We start from the raw sequence: 23,823 nt of genomic DNA on the forward strand, positions 1-23,823 counted from the left end.
GGAGGACCCGGAAGGCCGGGCACTCGTCGCCGCCATCCACGACCGCAAACGAGAGGCAGACCAGGGGCTTTGCCAGTGCTGGACCGGACCGGCAACCCTTCACGCCGGGCACTGCTGCATGAGGGAACCGCTCCCGGCCGTCTGCCACCTCGAAGAAGGCCGGGCCGCGTACCGGGCAACCCCCGGGCTGACCGCCCACCAGGAAGGAACACAATGAGCGAGACCCGATTCACCCACACTGACAACGACGGGGACACGCTGAGCGTGGATGCCGGAAACCTCGGCGCCGTGGTATCGGTCAAGAGCGAGGCTGCCGGATTCGAAGGGGCGGTAGCTGTCCGGTTCGAATACCTGCCCAGCCTAATCGCAGCGCTTCAAGGAATCCTTGATGAGTCCGACCACGGCACCATCCTCGAAGAGCACGACGAGGCCATCTGCTCCGGCGGCGTGACCATGTGCCGCGAGTGCTACGCGGCGGCCGCAGACTCGGAGGCCCGCGCATGAGCAGCTACGACGAGCACCTGATCAGCCTGGCCGGCGGGGACGGGGAACCAGACCTCGACGCCATCCAGGCACGGGCAGACGCCGCCAGCCCTGGCCCGTGGACAGCCGACTCGGAGGTGCGCGGCGACTGTGTCGTGTGGGGTCCAAACGGCAAATTCCTGATGAACCAGCAGGCCGCGCCACATTGGGTTGATGCACCCGGAGATCAGAAGCGGGCGGTGTCTTTCGACGTGGACAAGCGGGATGGTGAATTCATTGCCGCAGCCCGTACGGATGTCCCTGCCCTTCTCGCCGTGGTCCGGTCCCAGCAGGCCCAGATCGAACGGGTACGGGAGTTGCATGTGCTGCACGAGGACTCCGGAAAGTGCGCTGAATGTACCGTGGCGCCGTACTCGATGCACTCTGTCAAGTGGCCGTGCCCGACCATTGCCGCGCTCACCGCAACGGAGGGGGCGGCATGAGCGGGATGGCGGAAGTGCTCGCAGCAATCATGGACACCATCAGCACCAATGAGTACGGCGATGTACTGGCATTCACCGGCGACGCGAATGACTTGGCGGACGAGCTGGAAGCTGCGGGGTTCGGGCCGGTCAAGGAAGCCGCGGCGAAAGCACTCAGGGAAGCCGCCGACGAGCTGGAACTGCCGGGATGCACCGCCACTGGCTACTACTCATCCGAACAGGACTCGGGTTACAACGAAGCCGAACGCCACACCGAAACCTGGCTCCGTGCCCGTTCCGCTGCTGTGCGGGGTGAAGGGTGAACGCGTACCGGGCGCAGCGTATCCGGTTCGGTATCCTCGCCGCCCGGCACCTACTCGCACGGGACCGGATGACACCGGACCAGGTCGACTACCTCGAAGGGGGCGAGCAGGCCGGGTGGCGGGCGTGGGACTCGCTCAAAGCCTTCGACCGGGAAGCCCTCAACATCCGCCACCGGATGGCGGAGGAAAGAACCCGTGCCGCACTCAGGGCGCACGGTAGGCAAGCAGCGGAACTCCGAAACAGGTGGATGGAGGTTCGGTGACGTGGCACTGCCACCACTGTGGGCACTGGCACGGCGAACAGAAGTGCCAGGCCATCACGCACACCGAAACCGGCGGCGCCCGCAAATGCTGCTGCACCGGCCACCCCAAACCGGAAACGGCTGAGAGTCGACTATCAGCTAATCCTGGATCTGACAGGATAGGGGCATGTTACTAGAAGTCCTGATGGCGGTAGCCGAGCAACCACCAGCCCCCGCCGTCGACTACACACCGACAATGTTCACTGTCGCGGGAACCCTGCTGGCCGCAGGATTCACGTCAGTCGTCTCGCAGTACTTCTTCGCCCCTGCGCTGGAAGCCAGGAAACAGACGCTCCTAGAGCGGTCGCGTGTAGCGTCGGACGCTGTCAACAGCCTCCGAGCCATGTACTTCGAGCTAGATACGACTGCCATGAAGCGGTTCCGGTTGAAAGACATGTTCGGGTTCCAACGCCATGAATCGAAGTTCATGGACCTCGCTGACAACTTCGATGCTGCTGTCGCCCTGAACAACTCCGGCCTGAAGCCGAAGTACATTGAACTGGCCCTGAAAGCGCAATTCGCGGCCGAGCTGCTCGCCATGGTTATTAATGATCCAGAGCGGCCGGGCACGGATAAGTTTGAGCCCGTTCTCCGCTTGCTGCGGCATACGATGAATGCACTGGACCCTGTGAAACCACCGTGGAGCCGCGCTATCCATTGCTGGGTGGGCAAAAGAATCTATGACAAGCTCCCATTCCCCGGAGAGGACCGCGTTTATGCCTGAAAAGTGCGGGGCGAAGCTCCGAGGTAAGCAGGCGGGCAAGACATGCTCCAACGCCCCGGCGGAGGCTGCGAGGAGGTGCTGGCGGCACGGCGGCAAAGCACCGCAGGTGAAGGCAGCGGCCGAGAGGCGGGTCGCTGAGGCTGCCGCCCGGGAGACCATGGCCAAAGCTGTCCGCACCCTTGGCCTGCCCATCGACGTCGACCCGGGCAAGGCCCTGCTCGATGAGATCCACTGGACCGCCGGGCACGTTGCCTGGCTCCGCGACAAGGTACAGGAGCTTGAGGCCGAAGACCTCGTGTGGGGCCGCACCCAGACGGACAGCGGGATCGGACCGCAAGGGCCTGTGGACACCGTCACCGAGAAAGCCGGACCCTCCGTCTGGTACGAGCTGTACCTCAAGGAACGTGACCACCTCGCCAAGGTGTGCGCCCTCGCGCTTAGGGCAGGTATTGAGGAACGGAAGGTCAAGCTCGCCGAATCCCAGGGCCTGCTCGTGGCGGACGTGATCCGGAGGATCCTCGGCGCCCTCGGGCTGTCCCCCGAGCAGCAGCAGCTGGTGCCCGTAATCGTCCCCCGTGAACTGCGTGCCCTTGCCACCGGAAACGCGTAGAACTTGCTAGAATAGCGAGTGGAAAGCACGGGTCTCGGAGGGGGAACTAAGTGATCGAACAGGTGAAGTGCACGGGCGGGGAACACCCAACCAGCGCGCAAGGGGTAACCCTCTGCCACAACTGCACCACCCGGCTCGAAACCCTCCTCCGAGACGTGCGGGACGTGTGGGCGAACCTCATGGTCACGGCGGCCCGCCTAGACAAAGGGGCCGCATCGATCGGGTCCAGCGGCCACTCCGCCCCGGCAGCGCCCTGTAACTTCGACGCCATCGAAGACGGGGACCAGCTCGCCGCCGTCCTGCGCGGCTGGGCGGAGCAGCTCGCCGTTGTCAGCCCACATTTCACCCCGCCCCGGGTCGCGGAGCGCCTACTGAACCAGGTCAAGCAGATCCGGCGGCGGGACTGGGCCGGTGACCTCTTGCACGAGCTCAGGGACGCCATGAACTCGGCCCGGCGGGCCACCGACAGGGGCGCGGAACGCGTGTTCGCCGGAATGTGCCCCACCGAAACTGATGGGGCCGAGTGCGGGGTTGCCGTGTTCACCGCCCCCGGCCGGCCCTTGGCCCGCTGCCAGAAGTGCAGGTCGGAGTGGGATGTGACCGAATGGCGGTGCCGGGCGATCAGTGCCGCAGGCATCCACCACGGCACCCCCTCCGAGCTGTCCCGCATGATCTCAGACCCGGCCACCGGTGAAGCGCTCCCCCAAGCGCGGATCCGGCAATGGGTGCGCCGCGGGAAGCTCACCCCGATCGGGACCAACACGAAGGGGCGCCCCACCTACCAGGTGCGGAAGGTCCGGAACCTGTGGGCCAGGATGCAGGTCTCAGCCTACGGCAACCCTTCGAACAAAAAACAAGTTGAACTCGCCGCGTAGGCGCTTGCAATGCGTGGACTTGTCACGTAGGTTGAACTCATACTGCGATACGTGTCCTTGAGATGCGAGCAGTGCAGAGCCCGCCACTCCCCCAGCTGTGGCGGGCTTTGTCATGCGGTACGGGTCAACACTGAACGCGTACACACGGTGAAGGCCGGCCGGGCGTAACCTTTCTGGCGCCTGCAATGGACGGTCCTGCCCAAAGCCGCAGACAACAACTGAATAGTGCCCGCCGCTGCTGCGTGAGACCCGGCCGCGGCGGGCCGCCATTCTTTCAACCTGTCTCGGCCTGCTTCGAGCCACGACGTGTGGCAGCAGCACGAAGCCTCAAGGCCGGCACCAAACCGGGAACTGATCACACCAGCGGCAAGCACTGGCAGATCAACTACTTTCATTGGACTACAGCTCTCGGTTCCACGCCGGTGGCTCGAGATCTACGCTCGAGCCACCGGCGGACGACTAATTGTCGACGGTCATGGACCCAAGAGCATCGCGCCCAGTGAACGCCTCTCCCGCGTGCATGTTCACAGCGAGCTCAAGGCGAGCCAGGCCATGAAGGACGAGCTTGTTGTTCGCCTCCAAGTGACGGATGAGCGCCTCCGGCGTCAGCTGTTCCTGGCTGTCGTTGAGACGCTGAGTCGATTCGTCGATTTCTTTGGCGATGCCGAATGCCAGCGGCGTCGAATCCTTCGTGATGAAACCCTCGTAGATCTTCGTTGGTTCTTCCATAAGGTCCAGTCCTCTCTCGTTTGCGCCACACTGCCTGTGACGTCTTACCCCGAGCCTAGCGGTCTAGCCGCTAGGGCCCAGATATGCCGCTTGGAGGATGCCGTGACTGTGGACATGTGGGAAGCTGCTGCCCGCATGTTCGAGCCTGCGGAAACCTACCCGACCCCCGGGGCGCTGGCGAAAGCGATCGACCCTGCCACGGTCCAAACCCCGGCCCTTGACCTGATCGACCAGGCACTCGTGGACGTTGAGGCCGGCCGGATCAACCGCCTAATCATCTCTATGCCCCCGCAGGAGGGGAAAAGCACCCGGGTCACGAAGGTCGGGCCGCTGTGGTTCCTGACACGCAACCCGGAGCGCCGCATCGCCGTCGTGTCCTACGCGGCGTCGCTGGCGCAGGAGTTCGGGCGGGACATCCGCAAGTTCATCACGGACAACTCCGGTCAGGACGGCACCCTCGACCTCGGCCTGCGCATCGCACCCGACAACGGTGCCGTATCGGGTTGGCGTCTCGACGGGCACAAGGGCGGCGTCAAAGCTGTTGGTCTCCGCGGCGGCCTGACCGGTAAACCCGCCGACATCCTCTTCATCGACGACCCGGTCTCCAACCGTGACCAGGCCGAGTCCCCCACGTTCCGTGAGCAGGCCAAGAACTTCTGGCGCTCCGTCGGCTCCACCCGCCTCGCCCCCGGCGCCCCCGTAATCCTGATCCTCACCCGCTGGCACGTCGACGACCTCGCCGGCTACCTCCTGTCCCAGCCGGACAAGGCCCGGTGGCGGGTCATCAACATTCCCGCCCAGGCGAACCACGACCCGGAGCAGGGCGAAACGGACCCGCTCGGCCGTGAACCCGGCGAGTGGATGAAGTCCGCCCGGAAGAACGAACTCACAGGCCACATCGGGCGCACCGACGAGGAATGGGAGCAGATCCGGGTCCAAGCCGGGCCACGCGACTTCTCGGCCCTCTACCAAGGCTCACCCAACCCGGAAACGGGCAACGTGTTCCCCAAAGAGTGGCGGCGCTACACGGAGCCTCTCTGGGTTGATCAGGGCAACGGCGTCATGCACGTCCCCGGTATCGGCCGGGAGGATCACGAGCTGGTGCAGTCGTGGGACCTTACGTTCAAGGACAAGCCCACCTCCGACTTCGTTGTCGGGCAGGTGTGGCTCCGGGTCGGGGCCACCGCGTACCTGCTCGACCAGGTGCGGGCGCGGATGAACTTCAACGCCTCCCTCGCCGCGATCAAGGCGCTCTCTGCGAAGTGGCCGCAGGCGATCGCGAAGTTCTTGGAGGACAAGGCCAACGGGCCGGCGGCGATCAACTCGCTGCAGTCCCAGCTGGTAGGTCTGATCCCGATCGAACCGGAGGGCAGCAAGTACGCCCGCGCCTCCGCCGTGTCCCCGCTCGCGCACGCCGGCAACATCATCCTGCCGACCCCGGAGCTGCTCCCGAACGTGGAAGAGCTCGTCGAAGAGGCGAAGGCGTTCCCGAACGGCGCCCACGACGACACGGTGGACGCCATGTCGCAGGGCATCAACCGGATCCTGCTGCTGCCCATCCTGAACGAGGGAAACCACGTCGAACCCGATGTGTACGACGAATACAACGAACAGGGCTGGTCCATCAGCCCGGTCTAGGAGGCCGCCGTGGGCATGTTCCGCCAGCTGCTCGGCCTGCAAGAAGCCGCCACCACATCCGAGATGAAGGTCTACGAAGGCCAGGTCGCGACCCTGCAGTACCGGCTTGAGGAATCCCTCGCGCAGCTGGAACTGTCCCGCGAAAACGCGGGCTGGATGCGGCTCTCCGAGCAGTACGCGCAGGAGTTCACCCGTGAAGGCCTGAATAAGGCCGCCGAGATGGGGCGGATCTTCGGCATCGCGAACCCGATCATCAAGCGGGGCCGGGAAATCCGCCACGCGTACGTGTGGGGGCAGGGCGTCACGATCAGCGCCCGCGACCAGGACGTGAACGACGTCCTGCAAGCCTTCACCGATGATGAGGGCAACCGGGAGGCGTTCTACGGGGCGCAGGCGCGGCAGCAGTACGAGGGTTGCCTGTTCGATGAGGGCAATTTCTTCCTCGCCCACTTCACCAACCCCCTCACGGGACGGGTGAAGGTGCGGTCCATCCCGTTCGACGAGGTACAAGACGTCGTTACCGCCCCGGGCGACAAGGCCACCCCGTGGTTTTACCTGCGCCAATGGGTGGAGGTCGGCACGGACGGCAAAGACGTCCAGATGCGCGCCTACTACCCGGCGCTGAAGTACCAGCCGCGCATGAAGACCATCCGCATCGACGGCGTCCCAGTTATTTGGGACGCCCCGGTCCGGCACGTGAGGGTCAACGCCGGGAACGGGTGGAAGTTCGGCATCGGCGACTCCTACGCTGCAATCCCCTGGGCGCTCTCCCACAAAGGCTTCCTCGAAGACTGGGCGCTTCTGATGAAAGCCCTCGCGAAGATCGCGTTCACGACGTCGTCGAAGTCTACCGGCGCCGCGCAGGCCAAGCGGGCGCAGATCCAGTCCCTTGGCGGGATGCCGGCAGGGTCCACGGTGAGCATGTCGGATGATCAGAAGCTGGAGGCGGTCCCGAAGTCGGGGGCCACCATAGATTCTGAGTCGTCCCGGCCGCTGGCCACCATGGCAGCGTCGGCGATGGGCGTGCCCGTGACGATCATCCTCGCCGACCCCGGGCAGACCGGGGCCCGTGCCACGGCCGAAACCCTGGACCTCCCTACCCGGCTGATCATGCAGGCCCGGCAGGAACTCCACACCGAGGTGTTGCGGGATTCCATCGGGTATGCCATCGAACAGGCCGTCATCGCCCCGCAGGGCCCGCTCCGCCGGCTCGGCACCGCGGTGCGGGACGATGACCGGCTCACGGTCGAATTCAAGGACCCGGCCGCCGCGACCATCGAGGTCGCCTGGCCGTCCCTGGACGAGGTCGACGTGAAGGTCCTCATCGACGCGATCGTCGCCGCCGAGGGCATCCCCGACATGCCGAAGCTGCCCCTGATCAAGCTCGCCCTGCAGGCGTTGCGGATCCGGGACGTGGACGAGCTGATCGACAAGATCACCGACGCCGACGGGAACCTCATCATCACCGACACCACGGCCGGAGATGTTGCGTCACAGGCGTTCCGCAACGGCCAAGACCCCGCGGCGGCACTGAAATGATCCGCTGGTTGCTAGGGCTTCCCCCGCACAACCCAAAGAGTGGCGGCTGCCGCTTGTTTCGGAGCTCGTTCGACACCCTCTCCGAGGTCTGTCCGATCTGTGAGAAGTAGCTAGGAGGCACGGATGGCGGTCACTGCTGAGACTCTCCGCATTGTTGACCGCCTCCGCGCCGATCTGGCCCGCATGACGGACGCCCAGACCTTCGCCCTCACCAAGGCGTGGGTGGAGGCATGGGACGTCCTCGAGGCGGACTTCCGTGTCGCCCTGGTCGAGCTCCTCGCGGGCGCCGTCGACGGGAAGGTCTCCCGGGCTACGGTGGCGAAGAATATCCGGCTCCGGGACGCTCTGCAGCAGGCCCGGGTGATGCTCGACGAACTGGCGAAAACCACGGACTCGACCATCAGCAACGACGTCGGGCAGGCTGTCCTCGACGCGCTCGACGGGCATGCTGCACTGATCAGCTCGCAGCTGCCGCCGAATACCGGGACGGGCGTCTCGTTCACCCGGATGTCCCCGGACGCGTTGGCCGCGATCGTCGACCGGGCCACGAAGCAGATCCACTCCTCAACCCGGCCACTACCGGCCGACGTGGAACGTGTAATGAAGCGGGAACTGATCCGCGGCATCGCCGTCGGCGACAACCCCAACCGCACCGCCGCCCGGATCCTCAAACAGGCCGAGGGTAGGTTCAACGGCGGCCTCACCCGTGCGCTCACAATCTCCCGCACCGAGACCCTTGACGCGCACCGGGCCGCCACCAAAGCTTCGGAGCAGGCGAACAAGGACATCCTGCTGGAGTGGGAATGGCACGCCGACCTGGGCGCACGGACCTGCCCGTCGTGTTGGGCGAAACACGGCACCCGGCACCCGCTCGACGAGGACGGCCCCAACGACCACCAGAACGGCCGCTGCGCCCGCGTCACGGTCACGAAATCGTGGAAGGACCTCGGGTTCGACATCGAGGAACCAGCGTCGGCGACGAAGGACGCGCAGGCCGTCTTCAACGAGCTCACTCCGGAAACGCAGCGGGACATCATGGGCGCCCGGCGCCTCGAACTGCTGCAATCCGGGCAAGTCACGTGGGCTGACCTGACGACGGTGAAAAAGAACGACGGGTGGCGAGACTCGCACGTGGTCACCCCCGTGAAGGACCTCCTCGCGAAAGCCGCCTAAGTTCCGTCGCTCATAGACGGGGTGTAGTCCACTGCCCCGCACCACTTACACGACGCCTCAAGGCTCCCCCCGGTCGCCCTCAGGTGGATGACGATGGCCTTCCACTCGTGCCCGGGGCACTCCCCAGGCACGCCCGCACTCTCGTTCCGGTCATCAAGGCCCACACACCCATTCTAGGAGGCTGTCAATGGCCAAGCTCATTCACGAAGCAGGGACGCTCAGCACCGCACCCGGCCCCGGTCGGCTGCTCATCCAGCTCATCACCCCAGGCTGGGGGTCGTCCGGCTACTACTCCCCCGCCCTGCTGGAGCAGGCCGCTGCGGACAAGGTGTTCGCCAAGGGCACCCAGATGCACATCGACCACATGTCCAGCACCGAACGGCGGGAACAGCCTGCCGGTTCCGTGAAAACCCTCGCCGCGGTCCTCACCGAGGACGCCGTGTGGGACGGGGAGCGCCTGGTCGCTGAGGCGATGCTCGGCTCCCAGTACCGGGACGTGATCACCGAGTTCGCCGACTACATCGGCACCTCCATCGCCGCCGGCGCCGACGTCACCATCGGCGAGGCCGAGGGCCGCAAAGGCACCATCATCGAGAAGCTCTACCCCGACGCACTGAACCGGGTCGACTTCGTCACCGTCGCCGGCCGGGGCGGGAAAGTCGAGAAGGTCCTCGAATCCATCGCGGGCAGGGTCGAGGAAGCGACCGCCAACGAAACCCGGGCAGCGATCAACACCGCAGTCCGGGACGCCTACCAGGACGACGGCGTGTGGGTGTGGGTCCTCGACTACGACGACACGAACGTCTGGTTCGAGCAGGAATCCGCGGACACGTCCAGGACCTGGCAGCAGGCCTACACCATCACAGGCGCTGTCGCGGAGCTCACCGGAGACCTGATCGAGGTCCGGCGCGTCACCAGCTACGAGCCCGTAACTCCCCCCGCGGCCGAAGCCGCCCAAGATTCCCCATCCGCTCCGGCTGGGGTTACCGAGAATGAAAAGGAGCCAATCGTGGCCACCATTCAGATCGAGGAACGCGTTCACGCTGACCTCGTCGAAAAGTCCAGCCGGACCACCGCGCTGGAAGCAGAAGTATCCACCGCCAACGACCGCGCCACCCGCGCCGAAGCTGGCCTCACCGAAGCCAACGACGCGGCCGCCGCCGCCGTCGTCGAAGCCGCGTTCACCGCTGCCGGCATCAGCGCGCCCAAGACCGCTGCGCGTCTCTCCAACGGCTACCCGGTGAAGGAGAACGGTGTCCTCAACGCCGAAGCTCTCGCCACCGACGTAGCCGAGTCCATCGCGGAACTGCAGGTCGCCAACGGCGCCGGCTCCGTCCGCGGCCTCGGCGAACCCGCGGCCGAGTCCAAGACCATCTCTGACGACGACGTCGTCAACGCGCTCTAAGGGGGCCGACCAGCATGGCAAAGAACCAGCGCTACACGCACAACCGCCACATCGCTCTGACCGCTGACAAGGCGATCGAATCCGGCTCCCCGGTGAAGATCGGCCAGTACGTCGGCGTCGCCCAGACCAAGGCCGCAGCCGGCGAGAAGGTGACCGTCTGGCTGGACGGCTCCTACGACGTCACCGTCTCCGGTGCCGTCGCCGAGGCCGGGATCGTCTACATCAAGGGTGACAACACCCTCACCGCCACCGCCACGGGCAATTACCCGTTCGGTGTCGCCAACGCCTCCAAGGCAACCGGATCCGGTGTCGTCGAGGTCGCACCGTTCGGCAAGATCACCAACACCGCCGCCCTGGCGTAAGGAGAATGACAATGGACCTTTTCGAAAACAAGGGGTGGCGGAAAGCCCCGACCCGCGATGAGCGGGTCTTTGAGGCCGCCAAGTTCTTCGGGCAGGGCCGCTCCGGCGGCCCCCTCGCCCAGGCCGAGGTCGCGGAAGCGTTCTCCACGTCCGACTTCCCCGTTCTGCTGGGTGCGGCCTTCACTAAGAAGGCTGTCGCCGCGCAGAAGGCGGCCGTCGATGAGTTCTCCCCCGTGCTCACGCACACCACGGCGCCAGACTTCGAACGCCACAAGCTCATCGACCTGTGGTCCGGTGACGAGTTCGAGCGGGTCCGGCAGGGCGAGGAGTACAAGGGCGGCACCCTGAACGAGACCGATCTCGATCACGGCACCGCGAAGTACGGCAAGTCCTACGGCCTGACCTTCGAGCTGCGCATGCGGCGGGTGTTCTCCGACTTGGCGAACTTCCCCACTCTGCTGGGTTCGGGTGCGGTCAAGGCGAAGAACAGCGCCGTCGCCCAGCTGCTGGTCGAGGCCGGCGCCTGGGACCCCGCGTTCTTCGGCACGGTCGCGAACGTGGCACTGACCCCGGAGTCGCTGGACGCCGCCCTCAAGGACCTCGCCACCCGCGAAGACCACCGAGGCGACCTGGTGGACACGTCCAACCTCGTCCTCATGGTCGGCCCCGGGCTGCAGTCGGAAGCGAACCGCATCCTGAACGCGGACAAGATCGTCATGGAAGTGACCAACGGCTCCAAGGTCACCAAGACCGAGATTGCCAACCCGTTCCGCGGCATCGTTACCCTGCTCGTGTCCCGCCGCGTTGGCAAGGAGCTGGGTGCGAATCAGGGCAAGGCATGGGCGCTGATCCAGGGCAAGGACTCCACCCTGCCCTCGATCATCGACACCGGCCTCGAGGGTCACGACGGCAACGTCGACATCCGCGTGAAGCGCGACCAGGGCGACAACGTCGGCGGCGGCCCTGTCTCCATCGAAGAGGGGTCGTTCAACGACGACACCATCTGGTTCCGTGGCCGGAACTTCTTCGGCATCGACAAGGGCTTCACCACGGGCGTGTACGCGTCCAACGGCGGCTAACCACCGCACTCAGTGGTGCCGGGGTGACAAATAGGGCAAATCAACCCCACCCCGGCACCACCCCATAACTTCACACAGGAGGCGGACCATGGCCGAACTCACCGACGTCGAAATCGTCCGCCTCAACATCACCGACCTGAGCGACCCGCCCCTGTTCACTGACGAGCAGCTGGGAGCGTGGCTGGCACAGTACGGCGGGTCTGTGAACCGGGCCACGTACCGGGCACTGATCACCATCGCCACCTCAGAGGTGCTGCTGGGCAAGAAGATCCGAACCCAGGATCTGTCCACCGACGGCCCCGCGGTCGCCGCCGAGCTCCGCAACCTCGCGGCCACGTACAAGGTGGAGGCCGATGACGAGGACGCCGCGGCCGGGTCTTTCTTCGAGGTCGTGCCGTTCACGGATCCGTTCAAACCGGAAGGCGCTGAGTACCGGTGGTAGGCCTCCCCAACACCAAGGTCATCCCTGACGGCTGGGCCGGGCACCACCAGCCCACAGCTGAGGCGACCATGACCGCGCCAGGCACCATCCACCGCATCACGGCTGGCCCGCCCCCGTACCCGAAACCGGACGGCTGGACCGGCGAAACCCTCATCCACGAGGCCCTGTTCCGGGTGCAGCAGCTCAACCGTGAAGGCGGCGGCACCCCCGGGGAGCAACCTACCCGGGAGCGCCAATACATGCTCACCACCAAGATTGGCGTCCCCGTCCTCCAAACCGGGGAGCGCGGCGATCTTATCCGGGTAGCCGGCCGCGAATTCCGCCTGCAGCAGGTGCTGTTCGGTTCCCTGCTGTGGGAGGTCGACCTGGTCTGCACGGACAACATGACCCAGCAGAACCCGTCATGAGCGGCGAGGAACAGCTGAGGCGCCTGTCCGCGGACATCGCACGGGCAGCGAGGACCACAGGCGCAAGGGCGCAGATCGTGGTCCGGAAGACGGCCTACGACATTGAGCGCACCGCTAAGAACAAGGTCCCGGTGGACACCGGCAACTTGAAGGGCTCCATCGGGCACAGTGACGCCCGCTCCGTGGGCCGCTCCGGGACGCTGGCCATCGAGATCGGTCCGACAGCAAACTATGGCGCCTACGTCGAGCTCGGGACCTCCCGCATGGCCCCGCAGCCGTATATGGGCCCGGCCGCGGACCTTCACGCCCCAGCTTTTGAGCAGGCAATGCAGCAGATCGGTTTGGAGGGCCTGAATGGCTGACGTCGAACAGTTCGCGGCCGCCGTCATCGCAGCCCTCAAGGCGGTGCCGGGGATCACCGAGTACGACGGCTTCGTCCCGGTGAAGGTCCCTGAAACTGGCGGGTTCATCGACCCGTACGTCGTGCTGTGGGCCGGGACCGGCGACGAACCCAGCGAACTGCCCGCCGACGGGCGCCAAGCCGGTGACTCCCTCATCTGGGACTTCCAGACCACCGCAGTCGGGGCGACCCCGGGCATTTGCCGGGCAGTCGACAAGGCCGTGGCCGCCGCCCTCGTAAACCTACCCGTCGGCACAGGCCGGGTGCGCCGCAACCCGGACGGCTTCAACCAGCAAGCCCCGGTCCTCGACACCCAGACCACCCCGTCCCGCTTCATGCTGCCCCGGCAGTGGCGGCTGATCACCAACTAGGAGACACCCATGGCAGATGACGGCTTCGTCACCGCGGTCGGTCCGGACAAGAAGAAACGCCGGGTCCCCAAGCACTACCTCGAGAATCCCGTATTCGGGTACACGCTCCCGCCCTCCAAGAAGGTCCGGGAACCGGCCACTCCGGCCACCACCACCGTTACTGAACCGGCCAAGCCGGAGACCAAGAAGGAGGCCCGCGGATGAAAGTCGCAGCGGACGGCAAGAAGAAGTTCACCCTACTGACCGAGGCTCCGGCCGCGGCCGACAACATCCCCACCGCTACCGAGCTCAACGCAGGACACGACATTTCGTGCGCCGTGCTCGACTCGGACGCGAACTGGACCAACACTGCCAGCGACCGGTTTAACGAGAAGCCCGCCTGCACCAAGGGCAACTCCATGGCGCTGGGTGCTTCCAACTACGACACGGCGCTCACGTTCCTGCGTGAGTTCCTGCCGGACGGCGGCGGCGCGGACCTGACCGGCGCGGACGTCGGCTACCAGGCAGTGCAGACCAAGGGCACCACGGTCTGGATCTACATGCGGGAGTCCGACAAGGACTCCACGGAGGACTGGGCCGCGACCGATGTCATCGACCTCGGCGGCGAGGTGGTTTCGGACGCCCCGATGCGGGTGAACAACGACGGCAACATCAAACGCCGGATCGAGTTCCTGCCGCAGAACATGATCTCCAACGTGCCGGTGCCAGCGGCCGCGTAGTGAACCGGGTGGCGGGGCGTTCTCAGGCTCCGCCCCGCCACCCTCACCACCCCCGAGACTGAACCAACCCCAACTTAGGAGCCTGAACCCCTATGTCTCGTCGCATCAACCTCGACACCCCGCAACTCCCCGATCCGCAGATCGTGGGGTGGCTCGAAGCAAATGACATCGACCCGAACGGCATACCTGCGGCGCAGGAGGCTCTCGTCGAGGATGGCCGGATCACCTTCGTCGAGTACGTCCGGAGCGCGGACGGCTTCAAGATTCCCGTCCATGACGAAACCGGTGAACTCATCGGCTGGCAAAGGCACCTTGTCACCCTCCCCATGATCTCCGCCCCCGAAAACCACGGACTATAGGAGCCTCCCATGACTGAAACCATCACTCAGGATCCGGCCGCCTTCGACGTCGAAGGCTGGTTGCAGGACGCTTCCCTGCCGGAGGAATCCGTCACCGTCTACAAGCGCCCGGACGTCATCGCGGAGCTCAGCGACCTGAAGCGCCGCATCGAGCTGGAAGCCCGCGCCGCTGGCGCGGAACGGAGCGCATCCGACGCCGCCCTCACCCCGCTGGAGCAGGAGTACATGGGGCTGCTGGAGACGTTCTCGCAGTCCGCGCTCACCGTGTACGTCCGGGCGCTCACCGCTGACGAGTTGAAGGCTCAGCGGGCCGCGACTGAGGAGCGCACGAAAGACCTGCCCCCGAATGACGCGAACGCCGAGTTCGGTTTCGACCTCCTGGCCGCGGCCGTCGTCGCTGTGAAGCCTGCCGGCGGGGAACGCAGCCCGGTGAAGCTCTCCTCGGACAAGGTCAAGGCCATCCGGAACGCCATCGGCGACACCCAGGTCAGTCAGATCCTCGCGGCCCGGCAGATCGCACAGAACGCGATGCCGAGTGTGGACGCGGATTTTTTGCGCGGGCGCTCTGGCACGGAGACTGGCCCGGAGTAGTCCAGGTCCTCCGCACCGCCAGGGCGGCGGGGAAACCCCCGTCGCACTGGTTTACCCGTAACCGGGGCGACTGGACGGAGCGCGACTACGTCCTGTCACTCGCTTTGACCGTGTACGAGGACGGGCTTTGCGGCTGCGGGCAACCGATGGCTCTGGCGCACCACCCGGACAACGACGGCTGGTACGACGCCCACAAAACCCAGTGCCACTCCTGCGCCGCCCGGGATCGTGCCGTCCAGGGCACCGGCACGGACCAGTACGTGCCGGCTCCCGGCGAGAAGGTGTACTCCAAGTACACGCGGCCAGGCTCGAAGCCCCTGCCTCCCACCCACCCCCGCTAGGCCCCCAGGAGGCTCCATGTCCACGCGCTCAGTGATCGTCCGCCTCGAGGCCGAAGTCGCCAGCTACGTGGCCGGTATGGGCCGGGCTGGCCGGGCAACGGACGACGTAGCCCGGCAGGTTGTGCAGGCACGCCGCTCGACGGAAGCCAACCAGAAGGCCATGGAAACCGCCGGAAAGACGATGCTGACCTTCGGCACGTTGACCGTCGCCGGGCTGGGCGCCAGCGCCAAAGCCGCCATGGACTGGGAGTCCGCGTGGGCGGGCGTGACCAAAACCGTCAACGGCACCCCGGAGCAGCTCAACGAACTGGAGCACGGCCTCCGCGGGCTGGCCAAGACCCTGCCCCTGACCCATGAGGAAATCGCCGGCGTGGCCGAGGCCGCCGGGCAGCTCGGTGTCGCCCGGGAAGACATTCTCGGATTCACGAAAACCATGATCGACCTCGGCGTGAGCACCAACCTGACCGCCGACGAGGCCGCCACTAACATCGCCCAGATCAGCAACGTCATGGGCACCATGGCGCGGGACGGCTCCGAGGGTATCAGCCGGTTTGGTGCCACCCTCGTGGCCCTGGGCAACAACGGCGCCTCCACTGAGAAGGACATCCTTTCCATGGCGCAGCGCATCGCCGGTGCCGCGGCCACGGTGGGGGCCAGCGAGACCGACGTGCTGGCCCTGTCCAACACGCTCGCATCGATGGGCGTCAAAGCCGAGCTCGGCGGCGGCGTTACCACGCGTGTCCTGCTGAAAATGTACGCGGCCGTTAAGGACGGCGGGCCGAAGCTGGAAGCCTTCGCCAAGACCGCGGGGCTTTCCGCGCAGGAGTTCGCCAAGGCTTACGGTGAGTCTCCGGTGCAGGCTCTCGACATGGTTGACAAGGGCCTGAACCGGGTGAAGAACGAGGGCGGTAACGTCGTCGCTCTCATGAAGGACATGGGCATCAAGGGCACCGAGGAAACCCAGGTCATGCTGGCCCTCGCCGCCTCCGGCGACCTGCTCTCCGACTCGCTCGCCCTCGGCTCCAAGTCGTGGAACGAGAACACCGCCCTGCTCGCAGAGGCGACCAAGCGGTACGAGACGACCGACTCCAAGGTCAAGATCGCGTGGAACAACATCAAGGATGCGGCCATCGACGCCGGGGCGGTCCTCCTACCCGTTATCCAGGGGGTGGCCGAGTCGGTGTCCGGGCTCGCCCAGACCTTCGGGAGCCTACCTCAGCCGGTGCAGGGCGTCATCACCACCCTCGGTGGCGTCATCGGCGTGGCTGCCCTCGTCGGCGGCGGGATGCTGACGCTCCTGCCCAAAATCAACGACGCCCGCACTGCTTTCCGCGACCTCGACCGGGCCGGCAGCCGGATCCCCGGAACCTTCAACAAGATCGCCAAAGCCGGCGCTGTGGCGGGCGGACTCGTAGCGGTCACGTCGGTGCTCGCCAAGTGGGCCGAAGCGGACTACATGTCCAAAATCGACACCGGCATGGGCAAAGTCAACCTCGCCCTGCAGGAAACGGCAAAGACCGGCCCGGCGGCGTCGAAGGCCCTCGACGGACTGTTCCAGGACAAAAGCGGCGGCGACCTGATCAGCTCAGTGGACGACTTGGACAGTGCACTGAAACGCACGTTCCAGAAGGACGGCGGGCAGGCCTTCAATGACTGGGCCGAGGGCCTTGTCCACGGCATGACCGGGGTCAAGGGGTCTTCCCAGATATTGAACGACCAGTGGAAGCGGCTGGACGACGGCCTAGCCGAAATGGTCAGCAGCGGAAACGCCGACGGTGCGGCAGAGGGCTTCGCCAAAATCCAGAAAGCAGCTGCCGACCAGGACATCACCATCGACCAGCTGCTGGAGAAGTTCCCCTCCTACGCGGACGCCCTGAAACAGGCCGAAGCCGACGCCAACGCAGCAGGGGCTGGCGGCGATAAAGCTGCGGCCGGGATCAAAGCCGCGGGCGACGCGAGCGGCCCCGCTGCGGCGCTGGCAAAGGACGTCGCCGACGCCCTCGACGAGATCGGGGTGAGCGCCGACGGCACCGTAACCGACCTTGCCAAGTTCACCGACGCCCTGCTCAACGCCGGGCTGATCAACCTGTCCGCCAGGGACGCGGCACGCAACTACCAGGCCGCGATCGATGCAGTCGGTGAGTCCATCGCCAAGAACGGCACCACGATGGACATCAACACCGAGCAGGGCCGAGCAAACCAGGCGGTTCTGGACGGTATCGCCAGCGCCGGGTTCAACGTTGTAAAGGCAAACGCCGCCAATGGGGACAGCCAGGAGAAGCTGCAGGGAAACCTTACCGACACCTATAACAAGCTGATCGCCGGTGCTGGGCAGCTCAACATCACCGGGGACGCGGCCAAGAACCTCGCCCGCGACATCCTCCACGTGCCCAAGGGCGTCAGCATCACATCGTGGATGTCTTCGCAGGCCAAGGCCATGGCGGAGCAGACCACGGGCGCGATCAACGGCATCCCGAAGCAGGTTGTAGTCACGATCGATACCTACCGGACAACGTTTGAGCGCCTTGTTGGGTTGCCTCCGACGGGAATTTCCAACGGCTCAGCCGGGCAGGGGGCCGGGGTTTACGCCCCGGGCTTCATCCCTGGTAGGGCCGGGGGTGGCGACCTGGACATGGCACCGGGGCCGAAGGGTGTGGACAGCCAGCTGTTCTTCGGGGCTAAAGGTGAGCACGTCCTCACCGCTCCGGAAGTCGATCTGATGGGCGGGCAGCAGGCCGTCTACCAGTTCCGGGCCAAGGTCCGGGCAGGTAACTTTCAGGGCCTCGCCGGTGGCGGTTCTGTGGGGCGGGGTGGCGACGCTTACATGAGCGGGCCAGCACAAGCGGCGGCACGGGCGGCCACCCAGCCGACTCTCGATTACGAGGCGCTAGCCTCCGCTGTCGTTGCGGCGGCCGCGGCAGCCCCAATCCACACATCCCTCCGCATTGGCCAAAGGGAATTCGCGGCAGCCGTGAGCAGTGCAAAGCAGTTCACCGAGAGGAAATAATGAGCGCATATCTCGGGATCCCGGGCCGGATGGTCGCACTCAAATGCCCTGCCGGGCAAGTGCTGTCCCGGGACAGCACCTTCACGTTCGAGCGGACACTCGAGGGCCGGGTCAAAGCTCAGGCGAAGGTGCTGTCCCGGCGTCAGTGGAGCGTGCAAGTCTCCACCGCGACACCAGCCGACATCGGAGCATTGGCGGCGTTCGCGTCTGGCGAGTGGGGGCGTGGGCCGTTTGTGTGGGTTTCTGCTGACGCCCCGGTGACGAACATGCTGACACCGGAGCAGTCGTTGTGTGACCCGTCCACGTTGTACACGGCTGGTGTGATTGCTGGTGGGCCGTTGAGTCTTGGGGCTGATGGTTGGGCGGGGCGTTCCTTCCTGAACCCGACGCCTTCGACGACGTTCCGGTTCGGTGGTCAGGGCGCCCCTGTTCTCCCGTTGCAGAAGGTCACCGGGTCGGCGTACCTGGTGGGTGCTGGGGCGAAGGTGCAGATCCGTTGGGAGGACGCGGCCGGTGGGCTCATCTCAACGTCTGAGTCTTCCGCGTTGGGTGTCGCTGGTGTGGCTAAGCGGATCTCGGTCACGGCGACCGCACCGTCTAACGCTGCTGTCGCCTACGTCAACGCACTGAGCACCTCCCAGGGCGCACGCCCGGCACTGACATGGACCGACGCCCTGTTCGAGTGGTCAGACGGTCAGGGCTGCCCCAAAGCAGTCATCTCTGGGCTTGACCGGAAGCTAGTTCTCGCACTCCGCGAACCTTCTTACGGGCGCTATTCGGATGCGAGTTTCACTATTACAGAAGTGGGGTAGCCATGCAGGGCGGTTCTTTGGTTACCGGTGATGTGCAGCAGCTCACTTCCCGCATAACTGTCGCCGGCGCTGAGCGGGCACATAAGTCGTGGGAAATCACACGGGAACTGACCGGAGACATGCCCACGCAGGTCGTGGCGTCGTCCGGGTTGCAGCAGGCCACCGGCTCCATTGTGTGGGCCGAAGGCGACGACATCACCGAACACGCCATCAACCCGTGGAACCCGTCCACCGGGTGGCTGCCGGGGCAGGGCGACCGGGTCATCATTTACGTCTCGGACGGTGTCACTGAGTGGCCGCAGTTCGTCGGGGTCGTTGACGGCAACGACGGCGAATTGGGTGGGCTGCCGGCGACCACGATCGTGGACTACACCGATTATCTCAACCGGGCTGTGTCCCACGAGACGGTGTTCTGGCTGCACCCGCCCAAGTCTGAGGGCGGGGCGATGATGGGTGTCGGCATGTCCGCGGGTTACGCGGTGGACCGGGCGTGCCGGGCGTGCGGCTTCTACGCCACCCCGCCGGCCGAGCCCGGCTGTGTGATGTCTGTCCCGGGGCAGCAGTCGCTCTGGCCGGAGGTCGGCACGGTCACGTCTTCGGTTGCCTACAGTGGCTTGCCGAAGCTGGGCCCGTCGAACTGGGATTCGTCGTGGGGTAAGTGCCAGTCTGATTTCGACACGACCTACACGCCCTACTACACGTTCCCGTCGAACAGTTCCTCGATCCAGCTCACGGCAAAGGTGGATGCCGCGCACGCCGGAAGTTTCACCCTGAACGCCTTCTACGGCACGGTAAAAGTGCAGCTCTCCATCCCCGGCAACGGGACAGCCATCGGGCGGCTCAACGGCGTAGACGCGGTGTCGCTGAACATCGGTGCCGCTTCAACGGTCGTCACCCTGCTGGTCAAGGCCGGCGTGTGGACGCTGAAGACCTCGAGCGGCGCAACAGCGTCAGGCAGCCTCGCAGTACCGGGAGGGTCCAACCTCTCCAGCATCACCGCGACCGCCGACCCCAACGCCCGTGTTGGCGGGATGCAGGTCTCCACCCCGCCTGCCGGGCAGGAGTTCCAGGCACTCTTACCGGTCGCGTCGTACTTCCAGAACACTGGGTTGTTCGTCGGCGTGATGGACGCACTCCCGGCATATGTGAACAAGCCAGCTATCGACGTGCTAACGGAGATTTCCAAGGCGTCCCTGTCGGCGATGTGGTTCAACGAGGCCGGGCAGCTCCGGTTCATCGGCTCCGATGTTCTCCGCGGTCAGACGCCGGTTCAAACGGTCACGACACTGGACGACATCTACGCGCTGTCGTGGAAGGACAATCGCCTCGGTGTGCGGTCCAAGGTACGGGTCAAATACAAGCTGCCCGCCTCGAACAAGTCCCGCTACTCCAACGTCACGCTGTGGCAGGGGTCCGGCGAAACGATGGAATCGAACCAGGAAAAAGTCCTCTTCGCCGAGGCGGTGACGGATGAGGCATGGGCCGAGATCGACCACTTCGGCGTCGGTACCGCCGAGGGGATCACCGCGTTCAACCAGGGCCGCGGGTCATGGGCGAGCGGCTACCTCGAAGCGACCAACGGGACGTGGACGGGCGACACCGGCGGGTACGGTACGTGGTCGCTGTCAACGGTTGACTACCGCACCCGCAAGTTCCAGGTCAACACGTCGACCCTGCCGGCGGGGAAGTCTTATGTCCTCGCCGTGCCGGATGATGCGGCGAATTACCCGCAGCGGTTCCGTGGGATGAGCTACCCGATCCTTCGGGGCCGGGGAAAGGTGACTTTCACGGACGCTTTCGTGACCTCCTCCATAACTGGCCCGTATGGGTTCCCTGAGCTGGAGCACGACGCCGGGTTCTGGAGTGCCCGCTCGGTGGACACTGTCGCGCAGACTAACCAGGCGGACTACATCGCCGGCATGGTCACGACACCGTCCCCCACAATCGAGTCGATGCGGGTAGGTTTCGATCCGCGCCGGCAGCTCGGCGACGTCATCACGATCTCGTCCCCGGACCTGATGGGCGTGACGATCAACGCGCTCATCACGGGCGTGCGGAACAGTGCCGGGGACTCGTTCACACAGACGCTTAACGTCCGCGTCATCTCCGCGGCATCCACGTTCACGACGTATGAGCAGTTCAACGCCGCCGGCGGGCAACTCACCTACGACCAGTGGAACCTGCTGTCACCCACGACGCTCACGCATGAGGCGTTCAACAACCAACCAGCGGAGGCTGCATAAACATGGCAGAGAGTTACACCACCCTGTCCCTGCCAATCCTCGGCACTGGCGACCTTGTCCGGTCCCCCTCCGGCGACAACCTGCGGAAACAGCTCAACGCTTTGGCGGTTGCGACGAACAACGCTCTCACGAGCGAAGGCAGCCGGGCGGAATCGGCGGCAAAGTCCTACGCCGATACTAAGGACACGAGCAACCGTTCCGCGTGGGCCGCTGCTGACGCTGCGGCGCAGGCCGAAGCGATCCGCCAATCAATCGGCCCGAAAGTCGTCGCCTTGGACACGGACGGAACACCGTACTACACCACGACAGGGGCGACGCTCCGGGTCTTCCCGGACACGGACGGCAACCCCTACTACGCCGAAGACCCCTGGCCGGCTGTGAACACCGACACCGACGGCGTCCCCTACCTGACCTACTAAGGAGCCCAGCATGGCCGCATCAGCATCGCAGCGCCTCGTCACCGAAGCGTCCCTCAAGAACTTGGGGTCTAACCCGTCCGCCAAGGTTTCCACGAAGAAACTGACCGTCTCCGCTTACGAGAAGAACGCCGACGGCACCTACGGCACGACGGCGGTGTCCACGGAACTCGGCAACACCCTGGTCCGCAACATCACATCGCTGTGCAACAACATAGTGTCTGGCACAGTTGAGCTGATCCGTTCGGGTCAGACTGTGCAGATTTCGTTGAACGCGGTGAAGGTCGCCACCGGGCTCGGACCGGGCGGCATCACGATCATCGCGGGCTCCGGGCAGGCTTCCGACCCGTTGTTCTCCTACTACCGGACCGGGTTCTACAACGACGTGTCCGCTGTTTTGGCGAAGTCGAATGGCCCGAACGTGGGGCGCATTGCGATGAACCGCAACGGCGGCGTCTCCATCTACGGCGTCGTTGACACGGACACGGTGTACGGCTCTGTTACCACGATCACCGACCGCTCCTGGCCTGACACTCTGATCGGGGTTTGATCCATTGATCTTCGACATCCCAACACCGTTTGACTACGGCGCGGCTGGGGGCGGGGCGAACGATACGACCGCAGTGCAGAACGCCTTGAATGCGGCTGCGTCGTCCCCGTTCCGCCGCTGCTCGCTGGCCGGCGGAACCTTCATCGTCTCCAGCGTCTCCGTGCCAGCCGGCGTCACCGTCACCGGGCCGGGGAAGCTCGTCCAGCTCGGCGGCGTGTTCGCCGCCATACTCAAGCTCAACAATGCCGGGGCTTCGGCTCTGGACTTCGAGCTGGACGGCAACAAAGCCGCGCAGACGACTGCGAACATGGGCATCGAATACTCCGCCGCCGACCTGCTCATCTCCAGGATGTACGTCCACCACGTAGCGCAGGACGGCATCACAGGTCTGGACGGCGCGCTGCGGGTCACGGTCGAGAAGTGCCACATCCACGACACTGGCCGGGTTGGCGCGACCATCAACGGGACCACCGCAGCACACATCATCCACGACAAAAACTATGTGCACGACACTGGAGAGGCCGGGCTGGGCATCATGGGCTCAGCTACTCATGCGTCTTTCACGAACAACCAGACGAAAGACACGGGAGGGGACGGGATCGCCGGGTACAGTGACGCGAACCGGCACGTAACCGCAGTCGGCAACCATGTGAAAGCCCCCCGTAACCACGGCATCCACATCTCCGGCGACTCAACCGGAGTGACGGGCAACGACATCGAGGGCGTCACCAACGGGCACGGGATCTTCTTCCGCAAACACGACGTCACCACCATGTACGGCGGGACGATCACCGGCAACATCATCCAGGGCGTCACCCCGGGGTCCGGCATCAGGGTCGAATCGACGGAGAAGTTCGCCGTGACCGGCAACTACGTCGAAACCGGGGCGACGGACCAATACGGGATATACCTTCTGCGCGCCAAGACTGGCGCGGTGTCCGGTAACACGGTCATCGGGACCGGCTCTGCGGGCGGGCGAGGCGGCACCGTTGGCATCCGCCTTGCCAGCGCAAACACCATCGCCGTCGCAGGCAACGCGATACGCGGCTTCTACGCCGGCATCCAGGGTATGCGCGCCACACTCACTGACGCGGCATCAACGGGCGTGACGCTGACCGGCAACGAGTTCGATGATGTGGCGATCAAGGTGTACCGCAATGCCGACACGTCAACGTGGGACGTGCGGCAGAACTCCTAGCCCCGGAGCCTGTCGATTTCGTCCAGAAGCGCGAGGATGGTTTGCGGGTTGGCGGCGGTGATGTATTCGGCGTCCTTTGCGTCAACGTAAAGGTTCGCCCCGTCATCGCCGCCAACCGCGCTGAGGATGAGCCGGTCGCCCTCGCCGGTAAGGTCCGGGCCGCGGTCACCCCACTGTGGGGATGGTGACGGTTCGCGCCACACCCAAGCGCCCTGTGTTGCCTCCTCGGCGATTTCGCGGAGGACCGTTGTGTCGATCATGGGT

At 65.4% G+C, this 23,823-nt stretch carries 29 protein-coding genes; 27 read left to right on the plus strand and 2 right to left on the minus strand.

Annotated features, from left to right (window positions below):
• Positions 1 to 213 precede the first annotated feature (213 nt).
• From AC1MED_RS10940 to AC1MED_RS10965, 6 genes are all read left to right on the plus strand, one after another.
• Complete coding sequence (locus AC1MED_RS10940) at positions 214 to 504, plus strand: hypothetical protein (RefSeq protein ID WP_479783305.1); 291 nt, start codon at positions 214 to 216, stop codon at positions 502 to 504.
• The gene (locus tag AC1MED_RS10945) at positions 501 to 965 is read left to right on the plus strand and encodes a hypothetical protein (protein ID WP_479783307.1); all 465 of its coding nucleotides are present in this window, start codon (positions 501 to 503) and stop codon (positions 963 to 965) included. Before AC1MED_RS10940 ends, AC1MED_RS10945 begins: the two co-directional genes overlap by 4 nt.
• Positions 962 to 1,267: a hypothetical protein gene (locus tag AC1MED_RS10950; protein ID WP_479783308.1), complete on the plus strand. Its 306-nt coding sequence runs from the start codon at positions 962 to 964 to the stop codon at positions 1,265 to 1,267. The genes AC1MED_RS10945 and AC1MED_RS10950 overlap by 4 nt, the downstream gene beginning before the upstream one ends.
• 429 nt (positions 1,268 to 1,696) lie before the next feature.
• Positions 1,697 to 2,293 carry a hypothetical protein gene (locus AC1MED_RS10955; protein WP_479783310.1) on the plus strand — a complete coding sequence of 199 codons (597 nt, stop codon included), beginning with the start codon at positions 1,697 to 1,699 and terminating at the stop codon, positions 2,291 to 2,293.
• Between the two features lie 106 nt (positions 2,294 to 2,399).
• Positions 2,400 to 2,903: a hypothetical protein gene (locus AC1MED_RS10960; RefSeq protein WP_479783311.1), complete on the plus strand. Its 504-nt coding sequence runs from the start codon at positions 2,400 to 2,402 to the stop codon at positions 2,901 to 2,903.
• A 50-nt stretch (positions 2,904 to 2,953) separates the two neighbouring features.
• The gene (locus tag AC1MED_RS10965) at positions 2,954 to 3,778 is read left to right on the plus strand and encodes a hypothetical protein (RefSeq protein WP_479783312.1); all 825 of its coding nucleotides are present in this window, start codon (positions 2,954 to 2,956) and stop codon (positions 3,776 to 3,778) included.
• A 459-nt stretch (positions 3,779 to 4,237) separates the two neighbouring features.
• Here AC1MED_RS10965 and AC1MED_RS10970 read toward each other — a convergent pair whose 3' ends face one another.
• Complete coding sequence (locus AC1MED_RS10970) at positions 4,238 to 4,507, minus strand: hypothetical protein (RefSeq protein WP_479783313.1); 270 nt, start codon at positions 4,505 to 4,507, stop codon at positions 4,238 to 4,240.
• A gap of 102 nt (positions 4,508 to 4,609) precedes the next feature.
• Here AC1MED_RS10970 and terL point away from each other — a divergent pair, with 102 nt between their 5' ends.
• From terL to AC1MED_RS11075, 21 genes are all read left to right on the plus strand, one after another.
• A complete protein-coding gene (gene terL, locus AC1MED_RS10975; protein WP_479783314.1) occupies positions 4,610 to 6,145 on the plus strand; it encodes a phage terminase large subunit in 1,536 nt (511 codons plus the stop codon).
• A 9-nt stretch (positions 6,146 to 6,154) separates the two neighbouring features.
• Positions 6,155 to 7,684, plus strand: a complete 1,530-nt coding sequence (locus AC1MED_RS10980; protein WP_479783315.1) for a hypothetical protein — start codon at positions 6,155 to 6,157, stop codon at positions 7,682 to 7,684.
• 123 nt (positions 7,685 to 7,807) lie between these two features.
• Positions 7,808 to 8,857: a phage minor head protein gene (locus AC1MED_RS10985; protein WP_479783316.1), complete on the plus strand. Its 1,050-nt coding sequence runs from the start codon at positions 7,808 to 7,810 to the stop codon at positions 8,855 to 8,857.
• Positions 8,858 to 9,044: 187 nt separating this feature from the next.
• The gene (locus AC1MED_RS10990; RefSeq protein WP_479783317.1) at positions 9,045 to 10,262 is read left to right on the plus strand and encodes a hypothetical protein; all 1,218 of its coding nucleotides are present in this window, start codon (positions 9,045 to 9,047) and stop codon (positions 10,260 to 10,262) included.
• A gap of 14 nt (positions 10,263 to 10,276) precedes the next feature.
• On the plus strand, positions 10,277 to 10,624 hold the full coding sequence (locus tag AC1MED_RS10995) for a DUF2190 family protein (RefSeq protein ID WP_479783318.1): 348 nt from the start codon (positions 10,277 to 10,279) through the stop codon (positions 10,622 to 10,624).
• Positions 10,625 to 10,635: 11 nt separating this feature from the next.
• Entirely contained in the window at positions 10,636 to 11,703 is a 1,068-nt protein-coding gene (locus tag AC1MED_RS11000; protein WP_479783319.1) for a phage major capsid protein, read from the plus strand.
• 88 nt (positions 11,704 to 11,791) lie between these two features.
• A complete protein-coding gene (locus tag AC1MED_RS11005) occupies positions 11,792 to 12,145 on the plus strand; it encodes a hypothetical protein (protein WP_479783320.1) in 354 nt (117 codons plus the stop codon).
• The gene (locus AC1MED_RS11010; protein WP_479783321.1) at positions 12,139 to 12,552 is read left to right on the plus strand and encodes a DUF6093 family protein; all 414 of its coding nucleotides are present in this window, start codon (positions 12,139 to 12,141) and stop codon (positions 12,550 to 12,552) included. The genes AC1MED_RS11005 and AC1MED_RS11010 overlap by 7 nt, the downstream gene beginning before the upstream one ends.
• Entirely contained in the window at positions 12,549 to 12,914 is a 366-nt protein-coding gene (locus AC1MED_RS11015) for an HK97-gp10 family putative phage morphogenesis protein (RefSeq protein ID WP_479783322.1), read from the plus strand. Before AC1MED_RS11010 ends, AC1MED_RS11015 begins: the two co-directional genes overlap by 4 nt.
• Entirely contained in the window at positions 12,907 to 13,323 is a 417-nt protein-coding gene (locus tag AC1MED_RS11020; RefSeq protein WP_479783323.1) for a hypothetical protein, read from the plus strand. The genes AC1MED_RS11015 and AC1MED_RS11020 overlap by 8 nt, the downstream gene beginning before the upstream one ends.
• A 9-nt stretch (positions 13,324 to 13,332) precedes the next feature.
• On the plus strand, positions 13,333 to 13,527 hold the full coding sequence (locus tag AC1MED_RS11025; RefSeq protein ID WP_479783324.1) for a hypothetical protein: 195 nt from the start codon (positions 13,333 to 13,335) through the stop codon (positions 13,525 to 13,527).
• A complete protein-coding gene (locus AC1MED_RS11030; protein WP_479783325.1) occupies positions 13,524 to 14,042 on the plus strand; it encodes a phage tail tube protein in 519 nt (172 codons plus the stop codon). The genes AC1MED_RS11025 and AC1MED_RS11030 overlap by 4 nt, the downstream gene beginning before the upstream one ends.
• Before the next feature lie 92 nt (positions 14,043 to 14,134).
• The gene (locus AC1MED_RS11035) at positions 14,135 to 14,401 is read left to right on the plus strand and encodes a hypothetical protein (protein WP_479783326.1); all 267 of its coding nucleotides are present in this window, start codon (positions 14,135 to 14,137) and stop codon (positions 14,399 to 14,401) included.
• 9 nt (positions 14,402 to 14,410) lie between these two features.
• Positions 14,411 to 14,992, plus strand: a complete 582-nt coding sequence (locus AC1MED_RS11040; RefSeq protein ID WP_479783327.1) for a hypothetical protein — start codon at positions 14,411 to 14,413, stop codon at positions 14,990 to 14,992.
• A 110-nt stretch (positions 14,993 to 15,102) separates the two neighbouring features.
• Complete coding sequence (locus AC1MED_RS11045; protein WP_479783328.1) at positions 15,103 to 15,333, plus strand: hypothetical protein; 231 nt, start codon at positions 15,103 to 15,105, stop codon at positions 15,331 to 15,333.
• A 16-nt stretch (positions 15,334 to 15,349) separates the two neighbouring features.
• The gene (locus tag AC1MED_RS11050; protein WP_479783329.1) at positions 15,350 to 18,340 is read left to right on the plus strand and encodes a phage tail tape measure protein; all 2,991 of its coding nucleotides are present in this window, start codon (positions 15,350 to 15,352) and stop codon (positions 18,338 to 18,340) included.
• The gene (locus AC1MED_RS11055) at positions 18,340 to 19,152 is read left to right on the plus strand and encodes a hypothetical protein (protein ID WP_479783330.1); all 813 of its coding nucleotides are present in this window, start codon (positions 18,340 to 18,342) and stop codon (positions 19,150 to 19,152) included. Before AC1MED_RS11050 ends, AC1MED_RS11055 begins: the two co-directional genes overlap by 1 nt.
• A 119-nt stretch (positions 19,153 to 19,271) precedes the next feature.
• Positions 19,272 to 21,395: a hypothetical protein gene (locus AC1MED_RS11060; RefSeq protein WP_479783331.1), complete on the plus strand. Its 2,124-nt coding sequence runs from the start codon at positions 19,272 to 19,274 to the stop codon at positions 21,393 to 21,395.
• A 2-nt stretch (positions 21,396 to 21,397) separates the two neighbouring features.
• Positions 21,398 to 21,814: a hypothetical protein gene (locus AC1MED_RS11065; protein ID WP_479783332.1), complete on the plus strand. Its 417-nt coding sequence runs from the start codon at positions 21,398 to 21,400 to the stop codon at positions 21,812 to 21,814.
• 10 nt (positions 21,815 to 21,824) lie between these two features.
• Positions 21,825 to 22,361, plus strand: a complete 537-nt coding sequence (locus AC1MED_RS11070) for a hypothetical protein (RefSeq protein ID WP_479783333.1) — start codon at positions 21,825 to 21,827, stop codon at positions 22,359 to 22,361.
• A gap of 73 nt (positions 22,362 to 22,434) precedes the next feature.
• Entirely contained in the window at positions 22,435 to 23,559 is a 1,125-nt protein-coding gene (locus tag AC1MED_RS11075) for a right-handed parallel beta-helix repeat-containing protein (protein WP_479783334.1), read from the plus strand.
• Here the strand turns inward: AC1MED_RS11075 and AC1MED_RS11080 are convergent.
• Entirely contained in the window at positions 23,556 to 23,819 is a 264-nt protein-coding gene (locus tag AC1MED_RS11080) for an ead/Ea22-like family protein (RefSeq protein WP_479783335.1), read from the minus strand. The two genes, AC1MED_RS11075 and AC1MED_RS11080, sit on opposite strands and share 4 nt — an antisense overlap.
• Positions 23,820 to 23,823: the final 4 nt, after the last annotated feature.

This window comes from Arthrobacter sp. BI5 (assembly GCF_056680065.1).